Annotated in this window: 28 protein-coding genes; 16 read left to right on the plus strand and 12 right to left on the minus strand. The window is 61.2% G+C overall.

The window, feature by feature from the left end:
* Window positions 1–57: 57 nt before the first annotated feature.
* From NP945_RS10000 to cyoA, 6 genes are all read right to left on the minus strand, one after another.
* A complete protein-coding gene (locus NP945_RS10000) occupies window positions 58–1,242 on the minus strand; it encodes an amino acid aminotransferase (protein WP_127273326.1) in 1,185 nt (394 codons plus the stop codon).
* A gap of 143 nt (window positions 1,243–1,385) precedes the next feature.
* Complete coding sequence (locus tag NP945_RS10005; RefSeq protein ID WP_256746463.1) at window positions 1,386–2,087, minus strand: SURF1 family protein; 702 nt, start codon at window positions 2,085–2,087, stop codon at window positions 1,386–1,388.
* A gap of 96 nt (window positions 2,088–2,183) precedes the next feature.
* A complete protein-coding gene (gene cyoD, locus NP945_RS10010) occupies window positions 2,184–2,564 on the minus strand; it encodes a cytochrome o ubiquinol oxidase subunit IV (protein ID WP_127270910.1) in 381 nt (126 codons plus the stop codon).
* Window positions 2,561–3,187, minus strand: coding sequence for a cytochrome o ubiquinol oxidase subunit III (gene cyoC / locus NP945_RS10015; protein ID WP_127270912.1), 627 nt, complete (start codon window positions 3,185–3,187; stop codon window positions 2,561–2,563). The genes cyoD and cyoC overlap by 4 nt, the downstream gene beginning before the upstream one ends.
* Before the next feature lie 5 nt (window positions 3,188–3,192).
* A complete protein-coding gene (gene cyoB / locus NP945_RS10020) occupies window positions 3,193–5,205 on the minus strand; it encodes a cytochrome o ubiquinol oxidase subunit I (protein ID WP_256746239.1) in 2,013 nt (670 codons plus the stop codon).
* A 15-nt stretch (window positions 5,206–5,220) separates the two neighbouring features.
* Window positions 5,221–6,390 (minus strand): ubiquinol oxidase subunit II, encoded by a 1,170-nt coding sequence (cyoA, locus tag NP945_RS10025; protein WP_256746240.1) that lies wholly within the window; start codon window positions 6,388–6,390, stop codon window positions 5,221–5,223.
* 167 nt (window positions 6,391–6,557) lie between these two features.
* Between cyoA and NP945_RS10030 the strand changes: the two genes are divergently transcribed.
* The 11 genes from NP945_RS10030 (at window position 6,558) to NP945_RS10075 (ending at window position 14,881) form a co-directional block, all read left to right on the plus strand.
* A complete protein-coding gene (locus NP945_RS10030) occupies window positions 6,558–7,871 on the plus strand; it encodes an MFS transporter (protein ID WP_127268838.1) in 1,314 nt (437 codons plus the stop codon).
* Window positions 7,868–8,743: a hypothetical protein gene (locus tag NP945_RS10035; RefSeq protein ID WP_372337963.1), complete on the plus strand. Its 876-nt coding sequence runs from the start codon at window positions 7,868–7,870 to the stop codon at window positions 8,741–8,743. The genes NP945_RS10030 and NP945_RS10035 overlap by 4 nt, the downstream gene beginning before the upstream one ends.
* 94 nt (window positions 8,744–8,837) lie before the next feature.
* Window positions 8,838–9,158 (plus strand): ATP-binding protein, encoded by a 321-nt coding sequence (locus NP945_RS31965; RefSeq protein WP_372337964.1) that lies wholly within the window; start codon window positions 8,838–8,840, stop codon window positions 9,156–9,158.
* Window positions 9,148–9,681, plus strand: a complete 534-nt coding sequence (locus NP945_RS10040) for a response regulator transcription factor (protein ID WP_023812014.1) — start codon at window positions 9,148–9,150, stop codon at window positions 9,679–9,681. The genes NP945_RS31965 and NP945_RS10040 overlap by 11 nt, the downstream gene beginning before the upstream one ends.
* Before the next feature lie 127 nt (window positions 9,682–9,808).
* Window positions 9,809–10,354, plus strand: coding sequence for a sigma-70 family RNA polymerase sigma factor (locus tag NP945_RS10045; protein ID WP_127321069.1), 546 nt, complete (start codon window positions 9,809–9,811; stop codon window positions 10,352–10,354).
* The gene (locus NP945_RS10050; protein WP_256746241.1) at window positions 10,351–11,124 is read left to right on the plus strand and encodes an anti-sigma factor; all 774 of its coding nucleotides are present in this window, start codon (window positions 10,351–10,353) and stop codon (window positions 11,122–11,124) included. The genes NP945_RS10045 and NP945_RS10050 overlap by 4 nt, the downstream gene beginning before the upstream one ends.
* Window positions 11,125–11,147: 23 nt before the next feature.
* Window positions 11,148–11,864, plus strand: coding sequence for a Bax inhibitor-1/YccA family protein (locus tag NP945_RS10055; protein WP_127271130.1), 717 nt, complete (start codon window positions 11,148–11,150; stop codon window positions 11,862–11,864).
* A 204-nt stretch (window positions 11,865–12,068) separates the two neighbouring features.
* Complete coding sequence (locus NP945_RS10060; RefSeq protein ID WP_256746242.1) at window positions 12,069–12,971, plus strand: aldose 1-epimerase family protein; 903 nt, start codon at window positions 12,069–12,071, stop codon at window positions 12,969–12,971.
* Window positions 12,972–12,976: 5 nt separating this feature from the next.
* Window positions 12,977–13,447: a hypothetical protein gene (locus NP945_RS10065; RefSeq protein WP_256746243.1), complete on the plus strand. Its 471-nt coding sequence runs from the start codon at window positions 12,977–12,979 to the stop codon at window positions 13,445–13,447.
* A 50-nt stretch (window positions 13,448–13,497) separates the two neighbouring features.
* Window positions 13,498–14,160, plus strand: coding sequence for a glutathione S-transferase family protein (locus tag NP945_RS10070; RefSeq protein ID WP_127329025.1), 663 nt, complete (start codon window positions 13,498–13,500; stop codon window positions 14,158–14,160).
* A 64-nt stretch (window positions 14,161–14,224) separates the two neighbouring features.
* On the plus strand, window positions 14,225–14,881 hold the full coding sequence (locus NP945_RS10075) for an imm11 family protein (RefSeq protein ID WP_256746244.1): 657 nt from the start codon (window positions 14,225–14,227) through the stop codon (window positions 14,879–14,881).
* A 2-nt stretch (window positions 14,882–14,883) separates the two neighbouring features.
* Here the strand turns inward: NP945_RS10075 and NP945_RS10080 are convergent, their stop codons facing one another.
* Complete coding sequence (locus tag NP945_RS10080; protein ID WP_256746245.1) at window positions 14,884–15,795, minus strand: agmatinase; 912 nt, start codon at window positions 15,793–15,795, stop codon at window positions 14,884–14,886.
* A gap of 365 nt (window positions 15,796–16,160) precedes the next feature.
* Here NP945_RS10080 and NP945_RS10085 point away from each other — a divergent pair, with 365 nt between their 5' ends.
* The gene (locus NP945_RS10085) at window positions 16,161–16,970 is read left to right on the plus strand and encodes a nucleotidyltransferase family protein (RefSeq protein ID WP_023812007.1); all 810 of its coding nucleotides are present in this window, start codon (window positions 16,161–16,163) and stop codon (window positions 16,968–16,970) included.
* Window positions 16,963–17,712, plus strand: coding sequence for a metallophosphoesterase (locus tag NP945_RS10090; RefSeq protein ID WP_127271062.1), 750 nt, complete (start codon window positions 16,963–16,965; stop codon window positions 17,710–17,712). The genes NP945_RS10085 and NP945_RS10090 overlap by 8 nt, the downstream gene beginning before the upstream one ends.
* Before the next feature lie 38 nt (window positions 17,713–17,750).
* Here the strand turns inward: NP945_RS10090 and NP945_RS10095 are convergent, their stop codons facing one another.
* The 3 genes from NP945_RS10095 to NP945_RS10105 form a co-directional block, all read right to left on the minus strand.
* Window positions 17,751–17,936, minus strand: coding sequence for a hypothetical protein (locus tag NP945_RS10095; protein WP_127271064.1), 186 nt, complete (start codon window positions 17,934–17,936; stop codon window positions 17,751–17,753).
* A 421-nt stretch (window positions 17,937–18,357) separates the two neighbouring features.
* The gene (locus NP945_RS10100; protein ID WP_128309968.1) at window positions 18,358–19,548 is read right to left on the minus strand and encodes an NADH-quinone oxidoreductase subunit D; all 1,191 of its coding nucleotides are present in this window, start codon (window positions 19,546–19,548) and stop codon (window positions 18,358–18,360) included.
* Between the two features lie 52 nt (window positions 19,549–19,600).
* Window positions 19,601–19,996 carry a hypothetical protein gene (locus tag NP945_RS10105; RefSeq protein ID WP_127322666.1) on the minus strand — a complete coding sequence of 132 codons (396 nt, stop codon included), beginning with the start codon at window positions 19,994–19,996 and terminating at the stop codon, window positions 19,601–19,603.
* 253 nt (window positions 19,997–20,249) lie between these two features.
* On the opposite strand from NP945_RS10105, the gene NP945_RS10110 reads away from it, so the two are divergent.
* Together NP945_RS10110 and NP945_RS10115 are read left to right on the plus strand one after the other, a co-directional pair.
* Complete coding sequence (locus tag NP945_RS10110; RefSeq protein WP_023812003.1) at window positions 20,250–20,477, plus strand: hypothetical protein; 228 nt, start codon at window positions 20,250–20,252, stop codon at window positions 20,475–20,477.
* 150 nt (window positions 20,478–20,627) lie between these two features.
* Entirely contained in the window at window positions 20,628–20,786 is a 159-nt protein-coding gene (locus NP945_RS10115; protein WP_081738677.1) for a hypothetical protein, read from the plus strand.
* A gap of 56 nt (window positions 20,787–20,842) precedes the next feature.
* Here the strand turns inward: NP945_RS10115 and NP945_RS10120 are convergent, their stop codons facing one another.
* Window positions 20,843–22,744 carry a DUF4396 domain-containing protein gene (locus NP945_RS10120; protein ID WP_256746246.1) on the minus strand — a complete coding sequence of 634 codons (1,902 nt, stop codon included), beginning with the start codon at window positions 22,742–22,744 and terminating at the stop codon, window positions 20,843–20,845.
* Window positions 22,745–22,936: 192 nt separating this feature from the next.
* On the opposite strand from NP945_RS10120, the gene NP945_RS10125 reads away from it, so the two are divergent.
* Window positions 22,937–23,365 carry a hypothetical protein gene (locus NP945_RS10125; protein WP_256746464.1) on the plus strand — a complete coding sequence of 143 codons (429 nt, stop codon included), beginning with the start codon at window positions 22,937–22,939 and terminating at the stop codon, window positions 23,363–23,365.
* 127 nt (window positions 23,366–23,492) lie between these two features.
* Here NP945_RS10125 and NP945_RS10130 read toward each other — a convergent pair whose 3' ends face one another.
* A complete protein-coding gene (locus tag NP945_RS10130; protein WP_127268877.1) occupies window positions 23,493–23,651 on the minus strand; it encodes a hypothetical protein in 159 nt (52 codons plus the stop codon).
* Window positions 23,652–23,673: the final 22 nt, after the last annotated feature.

Genomic DNA, 23,673 nt, shown 5'->3' on the forward strand with positions numbered 1-23,673 from the left:
GGCCGCGCGGCTAACGCTGTCAGCCGGCGCGGAAGCCTTGTCCACAGACAAGCCGCGTCAATCAAGAACGGAAACGATCGCCTTGGCGAGTTCGTCCATGCCGTCCTCGGGCAGGCCGGCGACATTGATGCGGCTGTCGCCGACCATGTAGACGCCGTGCTCGGCACGCAGTCGCTCGACCTGCGCTTCCGTGAGCCCAAGGCGGGAGAACATGCCGCGATGGCTGGCGACGAAATCGAAACGGTCGGAATTCGACTGCCGGCGCAGCGCCTCGGCGAACTGCACGCGTAGCCTGAGCATGCGCAGCCGCATCTCTTCAAGTTCGGCTTCCCAGTCGGCGCGCAAGGCGGCATCTTCGAGCACGATGCGCACGGCCGCCGCACCGTGGTCCGGCGGCATCGAATACATGGCGCGCGCCGCCGACAGCATCTGGCTCATCGCCACATCCGCCTGTGCGCCGTCCCTGGCCAGGATCATCGCCGCGCCGACGCGGTCGCGGTAGACAGCAAAATTCTTCGAGCAGCTCGAGGCGACGACCATTTCCGGAATTTTTGCCGCCAGCAGGCGCAAGCCGAGGGCATCGGCCTCGAGGCCATCGCCAAAGCCCTGATAGGCGATGTCGACAAACGGCAGCAGCTCGCGCTCGACGACCAGATCGGTAACGGCTGCCCACTGTGCCGCATCCAGATTGGCGCCGGTCGGGTTGTGGCAGCAGCCATGCAGCAGTACGACGTCGCCGCTCTTTGCGGTCCGCAGCGCCGCCAGCATGTCGTCGAAACGAACGGCGCCCGACGCGGCGTCGAAATAGGGATATTCACGGATCTGCAGGCCGGCGGCGCGCATCACCGGCATGTGGTTCGGCCAGGTCGGGTCCGACAGCCAGATGGTTGCATCCGAGCGTGTCCGCTTCAGCAGTTCCGCCACCAGCCGCAGCGCGCCGGAGCCGCCGGGCGCTTGTGCGGCGCGGATGCGCGTCATGTCGGCGCCTGGACCGAAGGCGAGCTTGGCCATCACCGTGTTGAAGCCGGTATCGCCGGCAAGGCCGAGATAGGTCTTGGTGTCCTGGGCCTGCAGCAGGCGCTGTTCCGCTTCGCGCACGGCGCGCATGACCGGCGTCTTGCCGTCGCGATCCTTGTAGACGCCGACACCGAGGTCGACCTTGTCTGGACGCGGATCGGCGCGATAAAGGCCGATCAGGGCGAGGATCTTGTCGGCGGGGGCGGGCTGCAGGGCTTCAAACATCGAAAATGGTTCCATTGGCGCGGCGGAGTGATACGCAAATCGGTCGCGTTTCGCCAGCGGTTTTAGCTAGGTGCTCCAGCCCGAGGCGGGGGTGCCGGGAAGCCTGCCCTGCCTGCTCCTTTCAGCTTTGCCTCGGCCAGCGGTCAGCCCCCGCCGTGTTTCCCAGTCTGCCGCAACAGATAGACGACCGCGCCCAGCACCATCAAGGCCAGCCCGAACCATGTCAGGGCATAGGCCAGATGGTTGTTGTGGAACGAAACGACCGTCAGGCCGCCGACCGGCCACCCTCCCGGATTGGGCGCGGCATCGGCATCGATGAAATAAGGAGCGACCTGCCCGAGGCCTTGCGTCGTGGCGATCGCCTGCACATCGCGCGAATACCAGCGGTTGGCGGCCGGATCGTTGTTGCGCAGGAAGCCGCCCTTCGGTTCGGTCAGGCGCAGCAGGCCGCGAATTCCGGTGTGATCGCCCGAGGGCTTGCCTGCGAGGCGGGTTGCCGGATCGCGCTTGTCCGTCGGCACGAAGCCCCTGTTCACCAGAATCGTGAAGCCATCATCCGCTCGGAACGGCGCCATTACCCAGAAACCACCGCCGCGATCGGTGACCGCCTGGACCAGGGTCTCGCGATCACCGAGAAACCGGCCCGTGACGGCAAGCTGGCGATACTCGTCATCCCTGGCGTTGATCTCTGGCCAGGCCGAAGGCGCCGGGGCGGCCACAGGTACCGCCTTGAGACGCTGGTCGACACGCTCGATCAGGTCGAGCTTCCAGACGCGGCGCTCCAGCTGCCAGATACCGAGCGCCGAGAACCCTGCGACGCCGATGGCACCGCAAAGGCAAAGCACCAACAGCGTCCATGGTGAACGCGTAACCCTTTGGCCGTCGCCTGTATTCGAATGCGGTGTCGTCCGCGCCTGTTCATCCAAAGCCAGGTCCCTCTCTCAGGGTATCTGACTCATGTCATGGCCGGGCATCATGTTGGCGTTCAGATGGTACATGACCCAGAGCGAGCCCGTCAGCGCGATCACCACCAGGATGAGGGTGAAGATCAGGGCCATCATGGTCCAGCCGCTCTCCGACCTGGTGTTCATATGCAGAAAGAACACCATGTGGACGATGATTTGCACGACGGCGAAGGCCATGATGGCAATCGCCGAAGCCATCTGATTGCCGAGTGCGTTGGTCATGACCAGCCAGAAGGGAATGGCGGTCAGCACGACGGACAGGCCGAAGCCTGTCAGATAGCCGCGCAGCGAGCCGTGATCGACGCCGTGACGCGCGTGGCTCTGGTCGCTGGTGTCTGTGTGGTGGCCGGCGCTCATCGCAACATTCCCATCAGATAAACGAAGGTAAAGACGCCGATCCAGATGACGTCAAGGAAGTGCCAGAACATGCTCAGGCACATCAGGCGCCGCTGGTTCGCGGCGATCAGCCCGTGCCTGGAGACCTGCACCATCAGCACCACCAGCCAGACCAGGCCGAAGGTGACGTGCAGGCCGTGCGTTCCGACCAGCGTGAAGAACGATGACAGGAAGCCGCTGCGCTGCGGCGTCGCCCCCTCGTGGATGAAATGGGCGAATTCGTAGAGTTCGATGCTGAGAAAGGCGAGGCCGAACAGGCCAGTGATCACCAGCCACACCTGCATGGGTTTCACCCGTCCCTTCGCCATCTCCAGCATCGCGAAGCCGTAAGTGATGGAGGACAGGAGCAGCATGGTGGTGTTCAGCGCGACCAGCGGAAGATCGAACAGGTCCTTCGGCGCGGGTCCGGCCGCGTAATTGCCACCGAGCACGCCGTAGACCGCGAACAGCATCGCGAAGATGAGGCAGTCGCTCATCAGGTAGATCCAGAAGCCGAGCATGGTGCTGCTGCCGCTCTCGGCATGGCCGTGGTCGTCTTCCAGGTGGAAGACCGTGTCGTCGATCACCGTGTCGGCGTGTGCCATGGTGCTTATCCCGCCTGGCTGGTGGCTGCGAGCAGGCGTGTCCGCTCGTCCTCGACGCGGGTGACGTCACTGGACGGAATGTGGAAGTCCCGGTCGTAGTTGAAGGTATGCGCGATGGCGTAGCCGATCAGGGCGACGAAGCTGACGATCGCCAGCCACCAGATGTACCAGATGAGCGCCATGGCAAGCACCACGCTCAACCCGGCCAGGACGACGCCGGCTCCGGTGTTGCGCGGCATGTGGATGTCGCGGAAGCCCGTCAACGGACGCTGGTAGCCGCGATTCTTCATGTCCGCCCAGGCGTCGAGATCGTGGACGACGGGCGTGAAGGCGAAATTGTAGGCCGGGGGCGGTGACGAGGTTGCCCATTCGAGGGTGCGCCCGTCCCACGGATCACCGGTATCGTCGCGAAGCTGCTCGCGCCGGCGCACGCTGACGAAGATCTGGATGAGGAAGGACAGGATCCCAAGCAGGATCAGGAAGGCGCCGAAGGCGGCGATAATGAACCAGATCTGCAGCGAGGGATCCTCAAAGGTGCGCAGCCGGCGCGTTACGCCCATCAAGCCGAGGATGTAGAGCGGCATGAAGGCGAACCAGAAGCCGACCACCCAGAACCAGAACGACATCTTTCCCCAGAACGGATCGAGCCGGAAGCCGAATGCCTTGGGGAACCAGTAGCTGATGCCGGCAAACAGGCCGAACAGCACGCCGCCGATGATGACGTTGTGGAAATGCGCGACCAGGAACAGGCTGTTGTGGAGCACGAAGTCGGCCGGCGGAACCGCGAGCAGCACGCCGGTCATGCCGCCGACAGTGAAGGTCAGCATGAAGGCGACGGTCCACATCATCGGCAGTTCGAAGCGGATGCGGCCGCGGTACATGGTGAACAGCCAGTTGAATATCTTGGCGCCTGTCGGGATCGAAATGATCATCGTTGTGATGCCGAAGAACGAGTTGACGCTCGCTCCCGATCCCATGGTGAAGAAGTGATGCAGCCAGACCAGGTAGGACAGGATGGTGATGACGACTGTCGCGTAGACCATCGACGTGTAGCCGAAGAGCCGCTTGCCGCAGAAGGCCGAGGTCACTTCCGAAAATATGCCGAAGGCCGGCAGGATCAGGATGTAGACCTCGGGGTGGCCCCAGATCCAGATCAGGTTCACGTACATCATCGGATTGCCGCCGAAGTCGTTCGTGAAGAAGTTGGTGCCGACATAGCGGTCGAGAGCCAGGAGGGCCAGCACCGCCGTCAGCACCGGGAAGGCGGCGACGATGAGCACATTGGTGCAAAGCGCGGTCCAGGTGAAGATCGGCATTCTCATCATGGTCATGCCAGGCGCGCGCATCTTGACGATGGTGCAGACCAGGTTCACGCCCGACAGCAGCGTGCCGACGCCCGCCACTTGCAGGGCCCAGATATAATAATCGACACCGACATCGGGACTGTAGCCGATCCCCGACAACGGCGGATAGGCAAGCCAGCCGGTGCGGGCGAATTCGCCGACGAACAGCGACATCATGACGATGACCGCGCCGCCGACCGTCATCCAGAAGCTGAAATTGTTGAGGAACGGAAACGACACGTCGCGGGCGCCGATCTGCAGCGGGACGACGAAATTCATCAGGCCCGTCACCAGCGGCATCGCCACGAAGAAGATCATGATCACGCCGTGCGCGGTGAAGATCTGGTCGTAGTGATGCGAATTGAGATAGCCTTCCGAACCGCCGAAGGCCATCGCCTGCTGGAGCCGCATCATGATGGCGTCGCTGAAGCCGCGCAGCAGCATGACGATGCCGAGCACCATGTACATCACGCCGATGCGCTTGTGGTCGACGCTGGTGAACCATTCGCGCCACAGATAGCCCCAGAGCTTGAAATAGGTCAGCGCGCCGACGAGGGCGATGCCGCCCAGCGCGACGACTATGAAGGTCGCGACCACGATGGGCTCGTGCAGCGGCAGCGACTCGAGCGTAAGCCGGCCGAAGATCGCCTTGAGAAGAGCAGGATTGTCGAACATGTCTTGCGTGGCGCCTCAGGAGTTGAAGGGCGACCGAAGCGTGCCGGTTGCGGAAGGTGACGGCAGTCGGATCGACAGGGGCAGTGGCCGTTGCAGACCGGCGCCGACGATCGGCGTCGAGGTCACCGGCGTGGCGGATTGATCGGCCTTCGAAGCCGCCAGTGCTTCTTCGGTCGTGCATATGCTGGCGACATAGGATGGGGCAGGGCCGAATATCGTGCCGCGCCGGGCGAACTTGTCATACAGCAGCGGCAGGGTATTGCGGATGCCGGCCATTCCCAGACCGCCCTTGGCATCGATCTGCGACATCTCGCTCATGCACATCTTGCCGGGCTCGACGCACATGTTGAGGATCGCCTTGTAGAGATCGGCATCCACCGCCGCATAGTGGCGCACTGGTTGGTTCTCGCTGGGCTGTTCGAGCTCCAGATAGCCGTTTCGGTCGAGCTTGCCGCCGCCGTCCTTTGCCTTCGCGATCCATGCCTGGAAACCGGCATCGTCCAGGCCGTGGAACGCGAAGCGCATTCCCGAGAAGCCGGCGCCGCTGTAGTTGGCGGAGAACCCTTCATAGTCGCCGGACTTGTTTATGACGGCGTGCAGCCTGGTTTCCATACCCGGCATTGCATAGATCTGGCCGGCCAGTGCTGGAATGTAGAAGGAGTTCATCACCGATGCGGAGGTGATGCGAAAGCTGATCGGCCGGTCGACCGGCGCAGCCAGTTCGTTGACCATGGCGACGCCGTACTCGGGATAGATGAACAGCCATTTCCAGTCGAGCGCGACGACCTCGACCTCAAGCGGGCGCACGTCCGGCGGCAGCGGCTTGCCGGCCGCTACACGTCCGATCGGGCGATAGGGGTCGAGCAGATGGGTGCCCATCCAGGTCACTGCGCCCAGGCAGATTATGATCAGAAGCGGCACAGCCCAAATGACGAGTTCGAGGTGGGTCGAGTGGTCCCAATCCGGCTCGTAGCGCGCCTCGCGGTTGGACTGGCGGTATCGCCAGGCAAAGAATATGGTGAGAGCCATGACCGGTATGATGACGATCAGCATCAGTGCCGTGGACACCATCAGCAGGTCGCGCTGCTGCGCGGCGACGTCGCCGGCAGGGTTCATGACGACCATGCTGCAGGAGCCGAGCGATGCCAGCAGGGGCAGCAGGAAAAGGGTACGGAGACGGCTCAATGTATGACCTGTCGGTTGTTCCCCCCAGTGCTAACCGTACCGCGGCAATGAAGGCATTGGACAATTTGTCCAATGCCGCAATGACGCGGCAGGCCTCATCAAAGCACCTGGCCCGCGCACATGGCAAGCGATCGTAATGAGACCGCGGCGGGGCGACGGAGAATGCTGTGAGCCCAACTTCTAAGATCGAAGCCGACGCAAGACGGATCAACGCGCGGCATCATGAAGTGAAGCCCGGCGAAATCGCCGTTGGCGTCATCATCGGCAGGACGTCGGAATTCTTCGACTTCTTCGTCTACGCGATCGCTTCCGTCATCGTTTTTCCGAAGCTCGTATTTCCTTATGCCGACCCGTTGACCGGCACGCTCTACTCGTTCGCCATCTTCGCGCTTGCCTTCATCGCGCGGCCGATCGGCACGGCGATCTTCACCGCGCTCGACCGCGCCTACGGACGCAGCGCCAAGCTCACCATCGCGCTGTTCCTGCTGGGGACCTCGACCGTGTCGATCGCCTTCGTGCCCGGTTACGACCAGATCGGCCAGGCTTCGGCCTGGCTGCTGGCCATGTTCCGGATCGGTCAGGGACTGGCGCTGGGCGGGACATGGGACGGACTTGCCTCGCTGCTGGCGTTGAATGCGCCCGAAAAGCGCCGCGGCTGGTATGCGATGATCCCGCAGCTGGGCGCACCACTCGGGCTCATCGTTGCCAGCGCCCTGTTTGCATATTTCGTCGGCAACCTGTCGGCCGAAGACTTCTTCAGCTGGGGCTGGCGCTACCCGTTCTTCGTCGCCTTCGCCATCAATGTCGTCGCCCTGTTCGCACGGCTGCGCATCGTGGTGACGCCGGAATACACCAAACTGTTCGAAGGCCAGGAACTGGAGCCGACTTCCGTCCGCGAGACGTTGCGCGCCGAAGGGCGCACTGTCGTGCTCGGCGCCTTCGCGCCGCTGGCGAGTTTCGCCCTGTTCCACATGGTGACGGTGTTTCCTCTGTCCTGGATTTTCCTGTTCACGCGCGAGGGACCGGCACGGTTCCTCGTCATCGAGACGATCGGAGCTTTCTTCGGCCTGGCGGCAATCGCGATCTCGGGCTTCGTCGCCGACCGGGTTGGGCGCTGGCCCTTGCTCGGAGGCTCGGCGGTGGCCATTGCCGTGTTCAGCGGTTTCGCGCCACAGTTGCTCGATGGCGGCTTCGTCGGAGAGTCCGTCTTCATGGTCTTGGGCTTCGTCCTGCTCGGCCTGTCGTTCGGCCAGTCTTCAGGAGCACTCGCCTCGAACTTTTCAAAGACCTACCGCTATACAGGGGCGGCGCTGACCTCGGATCTCGCCTGGCTGTTCGGGGCGGGCTTCGCCCCCATAGTCGCCCTGTTCCTGTCCGCCCATTTCGGGCTGATCTCATCAGGCGCCTATCTGTTGTCGGGAGCGCTATGCACGTTGCTTGCGCTGAGGCTCAATCAGCGCCTGGATCGGACGCCCGCTTGAGTGACCTGCTTGGCCAGGGCTGGGGACCTCCCGGCCCAATGACGTTGCACGACAAGACCAACAAACAGAATTTTCTGCTTCTGATTCAACTGCGCTGGATCGCGGTCGGTGGTCAGATCGTGACGATCCTGTTCGTCCGCTACGTGCTCGGCATTGGATTGCCGCTGGTCCCGATGGCGGTGGTGATCCTGCTGCTGATCGCTCTCAATGTCGCCAGCCTGCGCCGGCACAGCAGCCAGGACGCGATCACCAACACCGAGCTGTTTCTTGGACTGCTGCTCGACGTCACCGCGTTGACGGTCCAGCTTTACCTGAGCGGCGGCGCGTCCAATCCCTTCATTTCGCTTTACCTGCTCCAGGTCATCCTGGGCGCGGTGCTGCTGGAGACATGGTCGGTTTGGGCGCTTGTCTTCATTGCAAGCACGTGCTTCATCGCGCTGACTACTTTTTACCGTGAGATCAGCCTGCCCGCCGCACACGGTGCCGGGCTGTTCAGCCTGCACATCCAGGGCATGTTCATCTGTTTCGTCCTGGCGGCAACGCTTCTGGTGCTGTTCATCACCAGGGTCCAGAACAACATTCGCACCCGCGACGCCCATCTTGCGGATTTGCGCCAGCAGTCGGCGGAGGAGGCTCACATCGTCAGGATGGGCCTGCTCGCCTCCGGTGCCGCGCATGAGCTCGGCACGCCGCTGGCCACGCTTTCCGTCATCCTCAACGACTGGCAGCGCATGCCGGCTCTCGAGGCAGATCCGGATCTGGCGCAGGAAATCCGGGAGATGCAGGGCCAGTTGGACCGTTGCAAGAAGATCGTTTCGGGAATCCTGATGTCGTCGGGCGAATTGCGCGGCGAAGGCACGGTTCGCACCTGAATGGAAATCGACACGGCTGCCGCAAGGTTTCGAATACACCAGGCGTTTCGGCGCCAACCAGGAGATCGTCTCCGATCCCGCGCTCAAACAGGTGATGTTCAATGTACTGGACAACGCACTTGAAGCGTCGCCTCTATGGGTCGGGTTGATCGTCAGCCGCCACGCGGACGATCTCATCGTCGAAGTTGTCGACTCGGGACCAGGATTTGAAGAAGCCATGCTTGCAGAATTCGGCAAGCCCTACACGTCGACCAAGAACCGGCCAGGTAGCGGGCTCGGCCTGTTTCTGGTCGTCAATGTCATCCGCAAGCTGGGGGGTACCGTCACCGTAAGAAATAGAACCGAGGGGGGAGCTTCGGTTACGTTGCATCTGCCACTGGCTGCTCTGTCTGCGCGAGGGCACAATGCCGACTAAACGCACGCTGTTGATCGTCGAGGACGACATCGCCTTTGCCAACGCACTGCGCCGGTCTTTCGAACGGCGTGATTACGAAACACATAGCTGCCGGAGCGTCGACGGCGTGCATGCGCTGATCGGCACCGTTGCCTTCCAATATGCCGTCGTCGATCTCAAGCTTGCCAGCGGCTCGGGCCTGGAATGCGTCAGGGCGCTGCACGAGCACGATCCTGAAATGCGGATCGTCGTGTTGACCGGCTTTGCAAGCATCGCCACCGCTGTCGAGGCGATCAAGCTCGGCGCCTGCCAGTATCTCGCCAAACCCGCCAACACCGACGACATTGAAGCCGCTTTCGGCCAGGTCGAGGGCAATGCTTCGGTGCCGCTCGCCGAGCGACCAACCTCGATAAAGAACCTCGAATGGGAGCGCATCCACGAAATGCTGGTGGAGGCCGACTTCAACATTTCCGAGACAGCACGACGGTTGGGCATGCACCGCCGGACTTTGGCGCGGAAGCTGGAGAAGAGGCGTGTAAAGTAGACACGATCTACCGGGCATCGCACATCGTGCCGATACCAATGATAAAATTGATGCCGGCAACAATCGTTACATTCGAACGATGTCCTCCGAAGGGAAAAATTGGCAGGGCAGGGATTAAAATCCCTACATGCTCCGTAAACAGGACATGAAACCGCCGGTGCCACGCTTTGACATCATAGGACAGCTCGGTTCGCTGCGTCGCTATGCGCGCTCGCTGACGCGCGACAGCACCGACGCCGAGGATCTTGTCCATGACGCGCTGGTGCGCGCTTATGAGCGGCGCAGCACGTTCCGCTCCGGCGGAAACCTGCGCGCGTGGCTGCTGTCGATCGTCCACAACACCTTCATCGACAAGATGCGGTCCCGCAAGTCCGAAGCGTCGCGCGTCGAACAGGCTGGATACCTGGCCGACGGCAGCACGCCGGCACCACAGGAACATTCGGTGCGCCTGGCGCAGGTGCGCGAGGCTTTCTTCAGCCTGCCGGAAGAACAGCGTTCAGCGCTGCACCTCGTCGCCATCGAAGGCCTCTCCTACCAGCAGGCCGCCGATGCCAGCGGCGTGCCGCTCGGCACGCTGATGTCACGCATCGGCAGGGCGCGCGCCGCACTGCGCGAGATGGAGGAGCCCGCGAAGGCAAAAAACCACCTCAGGATCGTTGGAGGCCCGTCATGACCGCAACTGTCGATCCCGTGATCGATATCGACCTCGACGCCTATGTCGACGACCAGGTCGACGTCACCCGCCGCATCGAGGTCGAAGCATTCTTGTCCGCTCGCCCGGAGGCGGCGGCGCGCGTGATGTCGGATCTCAGGACCCGCGATGAACTGCGCGTGGCGCTTGCCGGCTCCAAGGGCATGGCGCGCCCTGCGACCGCCGATGCCGCGCGGCGGCTGGAGAGGGGGCTTGCCCGCGGCCGGCTCTTCGGCGTGTTGCAGCGCGCGGCGGCGGTAGCCGGCTTCGTCGCCGCCGGCTGGCTGGCAAACGGCATCATCGGGCCGATGTCGGTGACCAAGGTCGTCGCCTCGCCGCAGCCGCCCGCCTATGTCGACGAGGCGGTGCAGGCCCACAGGACGACGCTGGTGCGCGAGAGCATGCCATCGCAGGCGGAAACGCCCAATTACAACGCCGGCGAAATCCGCGCCGCCACTGCCATCGTCATGCCGTCGCTGCCGACGGATTGGAGGGTGCGCGACGTGCAGATCTATCCGTCGCGCTTTGGGCCGAGCGTCGAGATGGCGGTCGAGACGAAAGACATGGGGCTGGTGTCGCTGTTTGCGATCCGGCCCGGAACCTTCGACGTCGTCAAGCCGGCGATAGCGCCCTCGGGCGACATTTCGTCGGCCTATTTCCAGATCGGCGATGTCGCCTATGCGGTGGTCGGACGAAGCGAGGTCCACGACCTCGACCGCGCCGCCGAGACGCTTGCCAAGACGCTTTACTGATCGATCCACAAAGGAGAACGCAAATGAACACCCCCAATCTGGGATATCGCGTCGGCGCCGGCGCCCAAACCGGAGCCATCTTCGACGAGGGCCTGCGCCAGCATATGCTGCGCGTCTACAACTACATGGGCGTCGGCCTGGTGGTCACCGGCCTCGTCGCCTTCATGATCTCATCGACGCCGGCGCTCTACGTGCCGATCTTCTCCAGCCCGCTGAAATGGGTGGTGATGCTGGCACCGCTCGCCTTCGTCTTGCTGTTCTCGTTCAAAATGCAGACCATGTCGGCGGCGAGTGCCCAGGCGATGTTCTGGGCCTTCTGCGCGGTCATGGGCCTGTCGCTCGCCTCTGTGTTCCTGGTCTTCACCGGAACCAGCATCGCGCGCACCTTCTTCATCGCCGCCACCATGTTCGGCGCCACCAGTCTCTACGGCTACACGACAAAGCGCGACCTGACCCAGTTCTCGTCGTTCCTGATCATGGGCCTGATCGGCGTGGTGATCGCCAGCATCGTCAACATCTTCCTCGGCTCGACCGCGCTGCAGTTCGCCATCTCGGTGATCGGCATCGCCGTGTTCATCGGCCTGACCGCCTGGGATACGCAGACGATCAAAGAACAGTATGCCGAGAATTTCGACGCGGAATCGCGCCAGAAACTTGCCGTCTTCGGCGCCTTCTCGCTCTATCTGAACTTCATCAACATCTTCCAGCTGCTGCTGAACTTCACCGGCGAACGCGAGTAATCCGGACCGTAGCAGGCAACATTTCGCAACTTACCGTGGCCGGAGGGAAACCTCCGGCCACGGTTTTTTATTTGAGGCAGCATTTGCCATGTGCGGTGGATCGTTCATCGCGGCTGACTGAGACGCGATGTAAATCTGCCGCTCTTGAGTTCGCACGTCCCCTTTTGCTAGCCTGCCGGCCACGCCAGATAGCCGCGAGGACGCATGGAACAGGACAGCCTGACGCTTCACGGTGACGGCATCTCGGCGACTGTTGTCGGGCAGGGCGCCGAACTTGTCTCCCTACGCGATGCCGACGGCACAGAGTTTCTGTGGCAGGCCGGTCCGGAATGGCGGCGTCACTCGCCGGTGCTGTTTCCAATCGTCGGCCGGCTGAAGGGCGACCAACTGCGCCATCGCGGCCAGACCTATCCGATGATCCAGCACGGCTTCGCGCGCGACAAGCCGTTCGCCTGGGCGCAGAGGGGACCACGATCCTGCACGTTGGTGCTCACCGACGATGCCGATACCCGCGCGCACTACCCCTTCGCCTTTCGCCTGGCAGTGACTTACACGCTGGACCGCCATCAGCTTGATGTGACCTTCGACATCACCAACACCGGCGATGAGCCGCTGCCGGCATCGATCGGGGCGCACCCGGCGTTCAATTGGCCTTTGCTTCCGGATCTGGCCAAGACGGATTACCAGCTGACCTTTGCCTCCGCCGAGCAAGCGCCGATCCGCCGCCTGAAGGACGGCCTGCTGCTGAAAGCGCCACAACCGACGCCTGTGGAAGGCAAAAGGCTGGCACTCTCCGAAAGGCTCTTCGGCGAGGACGCGGTGATCATGGATCGGCCCGTCAGTTCCAGCGTGCGCTACGCTGCCGAGAGCGGTCCCGCGATCGAGATGTTGTGGCAGGGATTCCAGGAATTGGGTATCTGGTCCAAACCCGGCGGCGCGCCATTTCTTTGCATCGAACCCTGGCATGGCCTTGCAAGCCCGGTGGATTTCGATGGTGAGTTTATCGATAAGCCTAGCGTGATGTTGATCGAGCCTGCCGCGAAGCGTGTTCTGAGCTATCAGGTACGTCTGCTGCAGCGTCGTGCGCGAATGGCTGAATTGGAGTGAGCCCAGTGAATTCTGAAACAATCGAGATCTACCATCCACGTGGTGTTTCGAATTTGGGCCAATGGGACATTGGCGGTCTCAAGCTCAAAGTCTATGGCCTCGTCGCAGACAACAAGAAGGTCGACGGACCCATGGTGACCCTGACACAGTCATTCGTGCGACAGGAGGTTCTGCCGCGTGTGGTGGACGAGGGTGACGACAATGGCATGGGCTTTGTGATTATTCATCCTGGCGAGCTGGGTGTTTCCATCTCGGTTCACTGGTGGATACAAGGTTCGGTGCTTTGTCAGCATATCTATCGGAAGCTGTATTCCGCCGCCGAACCGATGGATACGGTAAAGAGACCTGTTGTTGCCTGTGTTTGGGAATTGGCTCTGATAAATGCCGAGCAGGAAGCTTGGCGAAAAACGATGATGAAAAGCGAGCCCAGTCCGTCAGGATACATGGACGCTCGAGCTGGCTTCGAAGCTGCATAGAGACCGCCCATGATCGACTATGGCGTGGTCGCTCAGACCGTCGGTGCCCAATGAAGCTGTATTTCAGCCGCAATCCCAACCCTCGGCTCGCGGTCGCGGTGGCACGCTACCTCGACGCGAAAGTCGAATTTGAATTCGCCTCGCCATTCGCTCCGGGGCAAGCGGAGAAATTTCGCCGGTTAAATCCCAATCTCTCGCTGCCCATCCTCGCGGAAGAAGAGGGAAAAAGCCTCTGGGAGGCAGACGCCATAGCCTGCCGGCTCTCGCGCGATGCGCATTCGGATTTCTGGCGCACCGGCGATGACGAACCCGAGATGATCCGCTGGCTGAGCTGGGGCAAGGAGCACTTCGCATTCGCTTGCGACATGGTGCATTTCGAACGTGGGACCAAACAGCGGTACGGCATCGGCCCGATCGATCAGAAGCGGGTGGAGGAGGGCCTAAACCAATTCCATACGGCCGCGGCAATACTCGACGCCGTGCTTGCCGAGCGGCAGTGGCTGGTCGGGAATTCGGTTTCCTATGCCGATTTTCGAATGGCGACCTTCCTGCCGTTCAACGAAGCCGCCAGATTGCCGCTCGACGATTATTCCTCTGTCAGCCGCTGGTACCGTCGGCTTGAAGACATCGGCGCCTGGCGTGACCCTTTCAAGGGGATGGATGCACCCGAATTGCCGCCGGTGCCGCAAACGGCTGTCGCGGACCAGCGGTGAGAACGCGCGCGAAGAGCCGCGCAGCAGGCCGAGCCTACCAAGGCAATGATGTGCGGGGGATCGGATGAATATCTATGTCCTGAGTGTGGTCGAAGGACAGGAATGGGTCCTTCCTGGACAAGCGGACGACTACCAGCTGTTTTCGACGCTCTGCGGCCGGAAGCAGAGACAATGGCATCCGCCCGGGATGGGGATCCTGTGCGAACACGACGACGGTACGCTCCGGCAATATTCAGATTTTCCATGGCTTGGCGAGCATGTGCTCATCCTGCGGGCGAGGGCGTTGAAGTTGCTTCGGCCAACCCTCGAACCGTACGGTGAATTCCTGCCGCTTCGTGCTGACGAGCCAATATCGCTCTTCAATGTCACCACCGTGATCGATGCGCTGGATGAGGAACGTTCAAAGATCGTTCGCTTTGACGATGGCGGCATAATGGTGATCGAAAGCCTCGTCCTTCGAGCGGACGCAATCGGCGGTACCGAGATATTCAAGCTGCCCGAGCGTGCCGATGGGGTGCGAATATCCGATATCTATCTGCAGGAGACGATCGTACGCCGGATCGGGGAGCTTGGGCTCAAGGGCATTGCTTTCAACTTGGTCTGGAGCGACGAGCCGGCCGGACAAGGCAGGATCGAGTACCCAGGTGTGGAAAAGGGCATTTCAACCGCGAGCTCGCTCACGCGCTTTTGGGCCGGTCTGCGGCGAAAAGCAGGGTTTTGATATCAAACCTGCCGGACGACGGTGCCGACCACATTGACGAGAAGGCGCGCGGCGGTCAGCGCTGACAGGCGGTCAATGTCGGCCGGAGGATAGAACTCGACAAGGTCGAACCCTGCGATCCGGGCCCGTCTGCCGAGGCCGGCGATCAGGTCGATCACCTGCATGTAGGTTAGGCCGCCGGGTGTACGCGCCGCCACGCCCGGCATGACGCTTGGATCGAGGCTGTCGCAGTCGAGGGTGACGACAACCCGCGCGCCTTCCGGAATATGCCGGAGCGCGGCTTCGACGCCCTGAGCGTGAACCTCGCGGGCGGTCACGAAGTGGCTGCCATAGCGCCGTGCCGCTTCGATCTCGGTGATGCGTGCGCTGCCGACGCTGCGCAGGCCGACTTGCACCATGCCTGCGACATGCGGCATCTCGCTCGCCCTGCGCATCGGGCTCGAATAGCCGTAGCATTCGCCATACACCTCGTCGCGCCAGTCGATATGGGCGTCGATCTGCAGGACCCAGACCGGCCCGTGCTCCGCAAAGCCGGCGAGGAAGGGAATGGTCATGGAACAGTCGCCGCCGATCAGGATCGGCACGGCCGGCAATGCCAGGATTTCGCGCGTTTTTGCCTCGATCCTGACCCTGTTGCCGGCATTGTCATGCATGGTGGTCAAGATATCGCCGACGTCGATGCAAGAGGCCGGCTTGCCGTCGAAGAGCGGGCCGCCGAGATCGAAATCCCAGTGCTCGACGAACGCGGCATCGTCCTGGCTCGCAACGCGGATCGCATCCGCCGCCAAGGCATGGCCGCGGCTGTCCTTGCCGGGATAAGTGCTGCCGTGACCGGCCCCGAAGATTACCGCGCGGGGCATGTGACCATCTGCGAGATGGTCTGGAAAGCCGAGAAAGGGAGGCGAGGGGGTCATGCCTTGATGGATCCTGATGATGCTTAGCGCACGCCGATCGGGTGCGGTTAAGTCAAGCGCCCCGGCTTCAGCTTTGTGCCGATTGGGTAAGCCCAATAAACTCTAAAACAATCGAGATCGATCACCCACCTGGTGTTTCAAATTTGGGCCAATGGGACATTGGCGATGGCATGGGCCGATCTCGAGGCGACATTACGCTGCCGGCGAGGACGTTGGGGCGGCTTGGATCGGCAGGCGCGATCCCGAAATTTCCAGTACGTGACGAGAATGAACCTTGGCTGGTCGCCTGGTAGCGGAACCAGGCGAGGTTCACGTTGTTACCACAGCGGGCGACTGCCGGTTGCCGGATTCGGAGTCATCGTTTCATGACCAATGGTCCATTGCCTGAAAACGTTCTGGTCTCGCTTCCCAAGATCGATGCAAAAGCGGCGCCGACGCTCAAAAATGCCGAGGCGGAGGTGTTTTACACGGAAGCAATCCGTGAGCTTACCGCCACCGACATACCCTTTCTGGTCGCCGGGACCTACGCGGTAAGCGCTTATACGGGTGTCACCCGCCAGACCAAGGACCTCGATATCTTCTGCAAGGCAGGCGACTACGCGCGGATCCTCGCCCATTTCAAGCAGCTTGGATATGCCGTCGAAATCGAGGATGACCGGTGGCTCGGCAAGGTGTTCAAGGGCACGCATTTCTTCGACGTCATATTCGGCTCGGCCAACGGCACGGTGCCTGTTGGCGACCTGTGGCTGGAACACGCCCGCCAAACAGAGCTGTTGGGCAGCAGGGTGCGGATCATCGGCCCGACCGAACTCATCTGGTCCAAATGCTTTATCCAGGACAGAGGGCGACACGATGGCGCCGATATCGCTCATACGATTCTCAAGGCGGGCGATCAGATCGATTGGCACCGGCTGCTTTCTTATCTGGAGGTTCACTGGGAGGTTCTGTTGATGCAGCTTATCAATTTCAGGTGGATCTATCCGAGCGAGCGCGATCATATCCCGGCGTGGCTGCTCGATGAATTGCTCGACCGCCTCGCCAAGCAACGGCAGTTGCCGTCTCCAAGGATGAAGATCTGCCGTGGGCGGCTGCTTTCGCAAACCGATTACGAAATCGACGTCAAGGAATGGGGCTTCGCCGGCGTCGGTGGTGTGGGAGAATTCCGTGATGGCTGATCCCGTCAAGAGCAGCGCGCCCAAGGAGGGCGCACGCGCGCTCAAAGTTGCCGCGGTCGGGGATCTCCATGTGCGGGAAGATGCGCAAACCTCGTATCGCGACCTCTTCGGCGAGATATCGAGCGAAGCCGACATTCTCGTTCTCACGGGAGATCTGACCAATCTCGGCAAGCCTCGTGAAGCGGAGATGCTGGCCGAGGATCTGCGCAACTGCTCGATCCCGGTCGTGGCGGTGCTCGGCAATCATGACTACGAGTCTGGTGCGGTGGAAGACGTCACGAAGATCCTGCGCCAGGCGCATGTTCATCTCCTCGACGGGCAGGCAGTTGAAATCGAGGAGGTGGGTTTTGTCGGCGTGAAGGGATTCATAGGCGGCTTCGGCTCACGCATGCTCGGCTCATTCGGTGAACCGGCGATCAAGACGATGGTCGCGGAAAGCGTGAACGAGGCAATGCGACTTGAAAATGCGATGCGCCAGGTGCGGGCGAAGCGCACACTGGTGATCCTCCACTACGCGCCAATTGCCGACACAGTCGCGGGAGAACCGCCGGAGATATTTCCATTTCTGGGCTCTTCACGCCTGGCGGAGACGATCGATCGATTCCAGGTTAGTGCTGTCGTGCACGGTCATGCACATCGCGGTTCTTACGAAGGTCAAACACCTGGCGGAGCCAAGGTCTACAACGTCGCCATGCATGTGGCCAAGCCAAGCGGCCGCCCCTACGCCTTGCTCGAAATCTGACGCCAGCGGCATGCGCCGTGGTGTCCATTGGCCTTGACTCAATTGGTGGCGTTGATCGATTTCGCCAACTCTTCCAGCTTCCGGGGATCGTTGCCGTGACGGCGCACCAGTTCGCGAGCCTGCCTGGACGGCAAATCGGTCGTGGCCGCCAGTTGTCGCACCTGCTGATCGTCGATGGCGACCTGCGGCAATGTATGGTCGATATTTCCTTCCTTGTCCTTCATCGCGCTTCTCCTTGATCCCTGTCGACGACAACGGCTCGAAAATCCGACCGGTTCCGAACGATCTGCAACTTTTGCGCCTTCACCTGGGCGGACCAACATACTCGTGTCCCGAGGGCGTAACGATCTCGCTGGATTCTGCCAGGAACCATGCCACGGCGCACGAGTTGTTCCGACTGAACGGAGATAGTTCGATGCCACAGCCAAGACAGCCAGACCCAAATCGCGATGTTCCCGTGCCGCCTCCAACATGGAAGCCCGAGCCGATCGAGGAACCCGAACCGGAAAGGCTCCCGGACGAGACCCCGCTGCCCAATCCCGACGAGAATGAAGAGCCTCCCATCCACGCGTAGGACGAAGGGGAGTTTCTTTATCGCGGGGCAAAGCACACCTTCATCGCGGGGCAAAGCACACCTTCGGACGGCTAACGATCGATCTCGCCAAACACGATGTCGAGCGATCCGATGATGGCGGCAACGTCGGCGATCATGTGCCCTCGAGACAGGAAATCCATCGCCTGCAGATGGGCGAAGGATGGCGCGCGTATCTTGCACCGGTAAGGGACATTGCCCCCGTCGGAAACCAGATAAACACCGAATTCTCCCTTTGGCGCTTCAACCGCGGCGTAGACTTCTCCGGCCGGCACGCGATGCCCCTCGGTATAAAGTTTGAAATGCTGGATGGTCGCCTCCATCGAGCGTTTCATCGTGGCGCGCCGCGGCGGCGTGATCTTCTGGTTTGGAAGCGCGACCGGCCCCTGGCCTTCGGGTGACCGCAGTTTTTCCAGGCATTGCTTCATGATCCGCACCGACTGGCGCATCTCCTCCATACGGACCAGGTAGCGGTCATAGCAGTCTCCGTTCTTTCCGACGGGAATGTCGAAATCCATGTCCGGGTAACATTCGTATGGCTGTGCCTTGCGCAAATCCCATGCGGCGCCCGATCCGCGCACCATCACGCCGGAAAATCCCCAGGCCCAGGCATCCTCCAGCCCGATCACGCCCACATCGACATTGCGCTGCTTGAAGATACGGCTGCCGGTGAGCAATTCGTCGAGGTTGTCACAGACTTTGAGGAACGGATCGCAGAAAGCCCAGATGTCGTCGAGAAGCTTCGGAGGCATATCCTGGTGCACGCCGCCGATTCTGAAATAATTCGCATGCATGCGGGCGCCGGAGGCGCGCTCGTAAAAAACCATCAGCTTTTCCCGCTCCGCAAACCCCCAAAGCGGCGGCGTCAGCGCGCCAATATCCATGGCCTGCGTCGTGACATTGAGGAGATGCGACAGAAGCCGGCCGATTTCGCAAAAGAGAACACGGACGAGTTGTCCACGCTTTGGAACGCTGATTTCGAGCAGTTTTTCGGCAGCGAGGCAGAACGCATGCTCCTGGTTCATCGGCGCGACATAGTCGAGCCGGTCGAAATAAGGCAGCGCTTGCAAATAGTTCTTGTGCTCTATGAGTTTTTCGGTGCCGCGATGCAGTAAGCCAATATGCGGATCGGCACGCTCGACGATCTCGCCGTCCAGTTCGAGCACCAGCCGAAGAACACCGTGGGCCGAGGGATGCTGGGGCCCGAAATTGATGGTGAAGTTGCGAACGGCGGCTTCGACCATTGCTGCTCTCCGCGACTGTCGGGGCAAGGCGTGATGCGAATGGTTCGGCGCCTCAAGTCGTCGTCTGAATGATCAGCGTGAGGGTGCCATCGCCATCTATGTTTGCAGCGACAACCTGCGAGGAATTGAGCCCATTCGCCCTCAAGGCCGATGTCGCTTGAGGCGAAGCATCGACTGAGTTTTGCAGGCGTAGCAAATCTTCGGCGCTGGTCTGATTGATCACGGCATCCGCCTGCGCCTTGATTTCGTCAGGCAGATCCTCGACGGCGACAATGGCAACGCCGGTGAAATTCAAATCAGCAGAGCCTGGATCTGGCAGCGCCTGCTCCGGTTGCACTTCGCCCTGCGGTGGCGTCACCTGGGGAAGCTGCGGTCCAACAGTTTGGGCGTAGACGGGCTGAATGATGACCGCCCCGGAAAGTGCGACAGCTATCGTCAACATGCGCATGGTCGCTCCTTGCATCCTTCGAGGGAGATTTTGAAGAAACCCCCATGCCGAGCGATTGTTCCCGCGGGGCTGGTCACACTGGGCAATTTCGCGTCGACCCCCCTGGGGAAACGCCGAACGAACCATGGCCAAGACGACGTCATATGGCTGTCTCCCAACCGGCTGAGCGGTTGCGTACGGAATCGTACCATCGATTGATCTGCACCTTGGAGAGGATCAAAATAAAGCAGAGGTGACCATGGGAGGGAGCCGCATGAGCATCGCCAGATGGGCAATAAGACCTGTCGGTACCGCCAAGGCATTTCTGGCAGAGGAGCTTCGAAGTGCGCGATACGGCGACATCGTTTCGGTCAAAGCGGCGATAGAGGCCGCTCGCAGGGACGCGCCTTATTTGCAGGATACAGACGATGAGTTGATGGAGACGATCGTCGAGCTGGCACGGGAACTGGGGCTGGCCGTCCTTTTTGACTCTCGCGATTGACCGATGAGCCATGGCTGGAGGACTCACCGGTGGTTGAAGCGATTTGGTACGAAATCGACAATTGGCTCATGGCCGAAAATGCGCAATCATTGGGAAATGGGACGACGGCTGGACGACAAACTCGATTGCAAGGCTTGTGGGACTATCCAAATGGACATTCCCGACAACGCCAAGGAATCGACGCCAATTCATTGCAGCAATTGCGGCGCCTTTCTCGGCGAGTGGGGCGAATTGCAGGACGATTTCTACCGCCAGGCTCGCGGTACCGAGGCATTCGACTTGCGCAACGGAACCATTATCAAGAAGTAGCGCGCAACGACGCGGCCTCCGGATGACATCGGCAAATTCGCAAGGGGTTGGCAGATCTAGCCGACCTCGATGACCACCATCAGCCCGCCGCCGCCCTTCTCCTCGACATTGTTGTTCGTCGTGTGATGCGGGATGTGGCAGTGAATGAGCCACTTGCCGGGACGCAGCGCCTTCCACACGACGTCATAGCGCTGTCCCGGTCCGACATTGATGGTATCAGCTAGGAAGCGTGCCGAGGGAGAAAGCGTCTCACCGTCACGGGCGACGACCTCGAAGGGTCCGCCATGGATATGCATTGGATGGACGAAGCCGTTGTTGGTGCCGATGAAACGCACCTTCAGCGTCTCGCCCACCTTCATAGGAATGGTGTCGGTTGCGGGATAGGCTTTGCCGTTGATGGTGAAGAAGTTCGGCATGCCGCCTTCCATGGGCATCGACGGATAAGTCAGCCCATCGCGCACCAGCCATTCCTGAAGTTCGATGACATAGTCGTGGTCAGCCGGAACCTCGTCGGCAGGATTGGCGGGATCGATAATCAGCGCCCCATAAAGCCCCAGCGCCTGGGTGCGGTCCGGCTTGGCATGCGGATGATAGAAGTAGGTCCCGTGCTGGGTCGCGGTGAACGCATAGGAATAGGATTGTCCAGGCTCGATCGGCGGCTGGGTGATCTCGGCAGGTCCATCCATCTGGTTCGGCAGGATCATGCCGTGCCAATGCACCGTGGTTTCCTCGGGCAGGTCGTTGGTGACGTCGATGCGAACCTTATCGCCCTGGCGAATGTGGATGCGCGGACCGGGAATCTGGCCATTGTAGGCATAGGCGTCGACCGCGACGTTGGGCAGGATCTGCCAGCGGATCACCGATGGTCTGAGCTCGAACACCTTGACGCCGTTCTCTAGACGGAATGGCAGTTCCTGGTCGCCCTTGGCGGCAAGACCATAGGACGAGGTAACGCGACGCGGATCGGTTGCAGCCATGTCACGCATGGATTCCGCCGGCGTGTCGCGACCCATGATCATGCCTTGCGGCATAATCGCGCCGCCGACGTCACGCGCCGAAAGCGTCAGGTTCAGCCAGTTCGCCGGCGCGGCCATGCCGATCGCCAACGCCAACACCGACACAATACCGAGGGCCGCAATCTGCGGCGTCGTAGCGTCCGTCTCCATCTGATGGCCGCTGCGTTTGGACTTGTGGGAGGTGTTGCGGCTTCGTCGATCGTCGCCGGCGTTGGGGTGATGCGTAGCGTGCTGTTGGTGGGCGGTCGGCTCTCCACTGCTCGTTTCGTTCGCCTGCGGGCGCTGCGTCATCAATCCGTGCTTCAGCCTGCGCGCGACCAGCCAGACATTGGCCGGATAGGCGAGCGTGAAGCCGGCGATGACGCCGATCGACATCACGCCCCAGAACAAAAGCTCGGTCGGCTCCATGGCGCGCATGTCGCGTCCCATCATCAGAAAGCTCATGACGGGCGCCATGCCGGCCATCATGAAATTCATCGAGATGAACTCGGGCAAGAAGCTCTTGCGCACGTTCTCCCAGTAGGTGCCGCCCATCATCGATTTCATGAACAGCGATTGGAAGATGAACAGGCCGAAGGCAAAGCCCGCCAGATATTCGACGATGAGGTCGAGCCACATCGGCAGGCCAAGCGTTGCCGTGATGACTGCGGCGAGAATGATGCCGGTCGCATCGCCGGCAACGCAGTGGATGGTCGAGCCGACCCCCTGTTTCCACAGCGGCCTGGTGAAGTCTTCATGCTCGCCTGGACGTGGCTCCTTGTCTGCAAGCACATAAAGCAGCAGCCCCAATGGACCCATATAGAGGGTCACCAGGATGAAGCCCCATTTCATCACCACCGGTTCGGGATTGTTGCGGTATTGATCGAAGCCGACATAAAGCGTCGAGGCGGCGGCAAGAGCGAACCAGACGGCAAGGAAATAGTCGATTGGCTGGATGAACATGGATGCATCCCGTCGCGGATCAGTGGCTTGTCACAAGCAGCCCCCGTCGATGAACGCAGCCGGCGTGTTTATGATCCCGCCGGCCCAATCCGGTTGTGTCGAATTCTCCAGCCTGGCGCTCTTGTCGAAGCATTAACGCGCGGTAATTCCCTTGAAGGCGTGGGCGCTTCGCTGCCTCAACAGGAGCTGGCCATGAAACATCAAACACTCGACCAACTGCATGCCGTCGCCAAGATTGAATCGTCGGCTGTTTATTCCGCAATGACACGAAATCAGCGCATAGAGCGCTGGGCTGAACTGCTGGAGCGTAATCCCGAGCGATGCCTTGGGGCGTTTGCAGGCACCGAACATCTGCACCCTGAAGCACGTTCATTGATGCGGGGCGAGGGAACGGCAATTTCGGTCGCCTTCGAGGATCCAGTGCTGCGCGCATCGGGTTTAAAGGACGACACATACGGTGAGGCAAGGCGCTTTTTCGAGCTGAACGACTGGCAGCTGCACGACATCGTCTGCGATTGCCACGTCGGCTCAACCATGAAAGCGCGCTGGGCTGCGACGCGGGTCCGCTCAGCCATCAGCGGCAGGTTCTTTGCGTGGTTGCGGCAAAGGATAATGCGCTGACCGTAGTTGGGGATCGTCGTCGCTTCGGTGCGGCATACGATCCCCTGTCTTGCCGATTGGATGTCTTGCCGATTGGATGTCTTGCCGATTGGATGTCTTGCCAATCGGATTGTCTTGCCGACGCGGATCAACGCTTGTCCTGGTATAGCCGGTTGGTCGCCCGGTCGCTCTCCCGTTGTTCGGCGGGTCCACGCCGACGGCGTGCGATAACGGCATAGGCCATCAGCACGATCAGCAGTAATGGGCCGCCGGCAACGACGACCAACCACATGATATCTCCAAACATGGCGGCATCTCCTTTCCCAGAC

This window comes from Mesorhizobium sp. LMG17149, assembly GCF_024518695.1.
GTDB lineage: Bacteria > Pseudomonadota > Alphaproteobacteria > Rhizobiales > Rhizobiaceae > Mesorhizobium.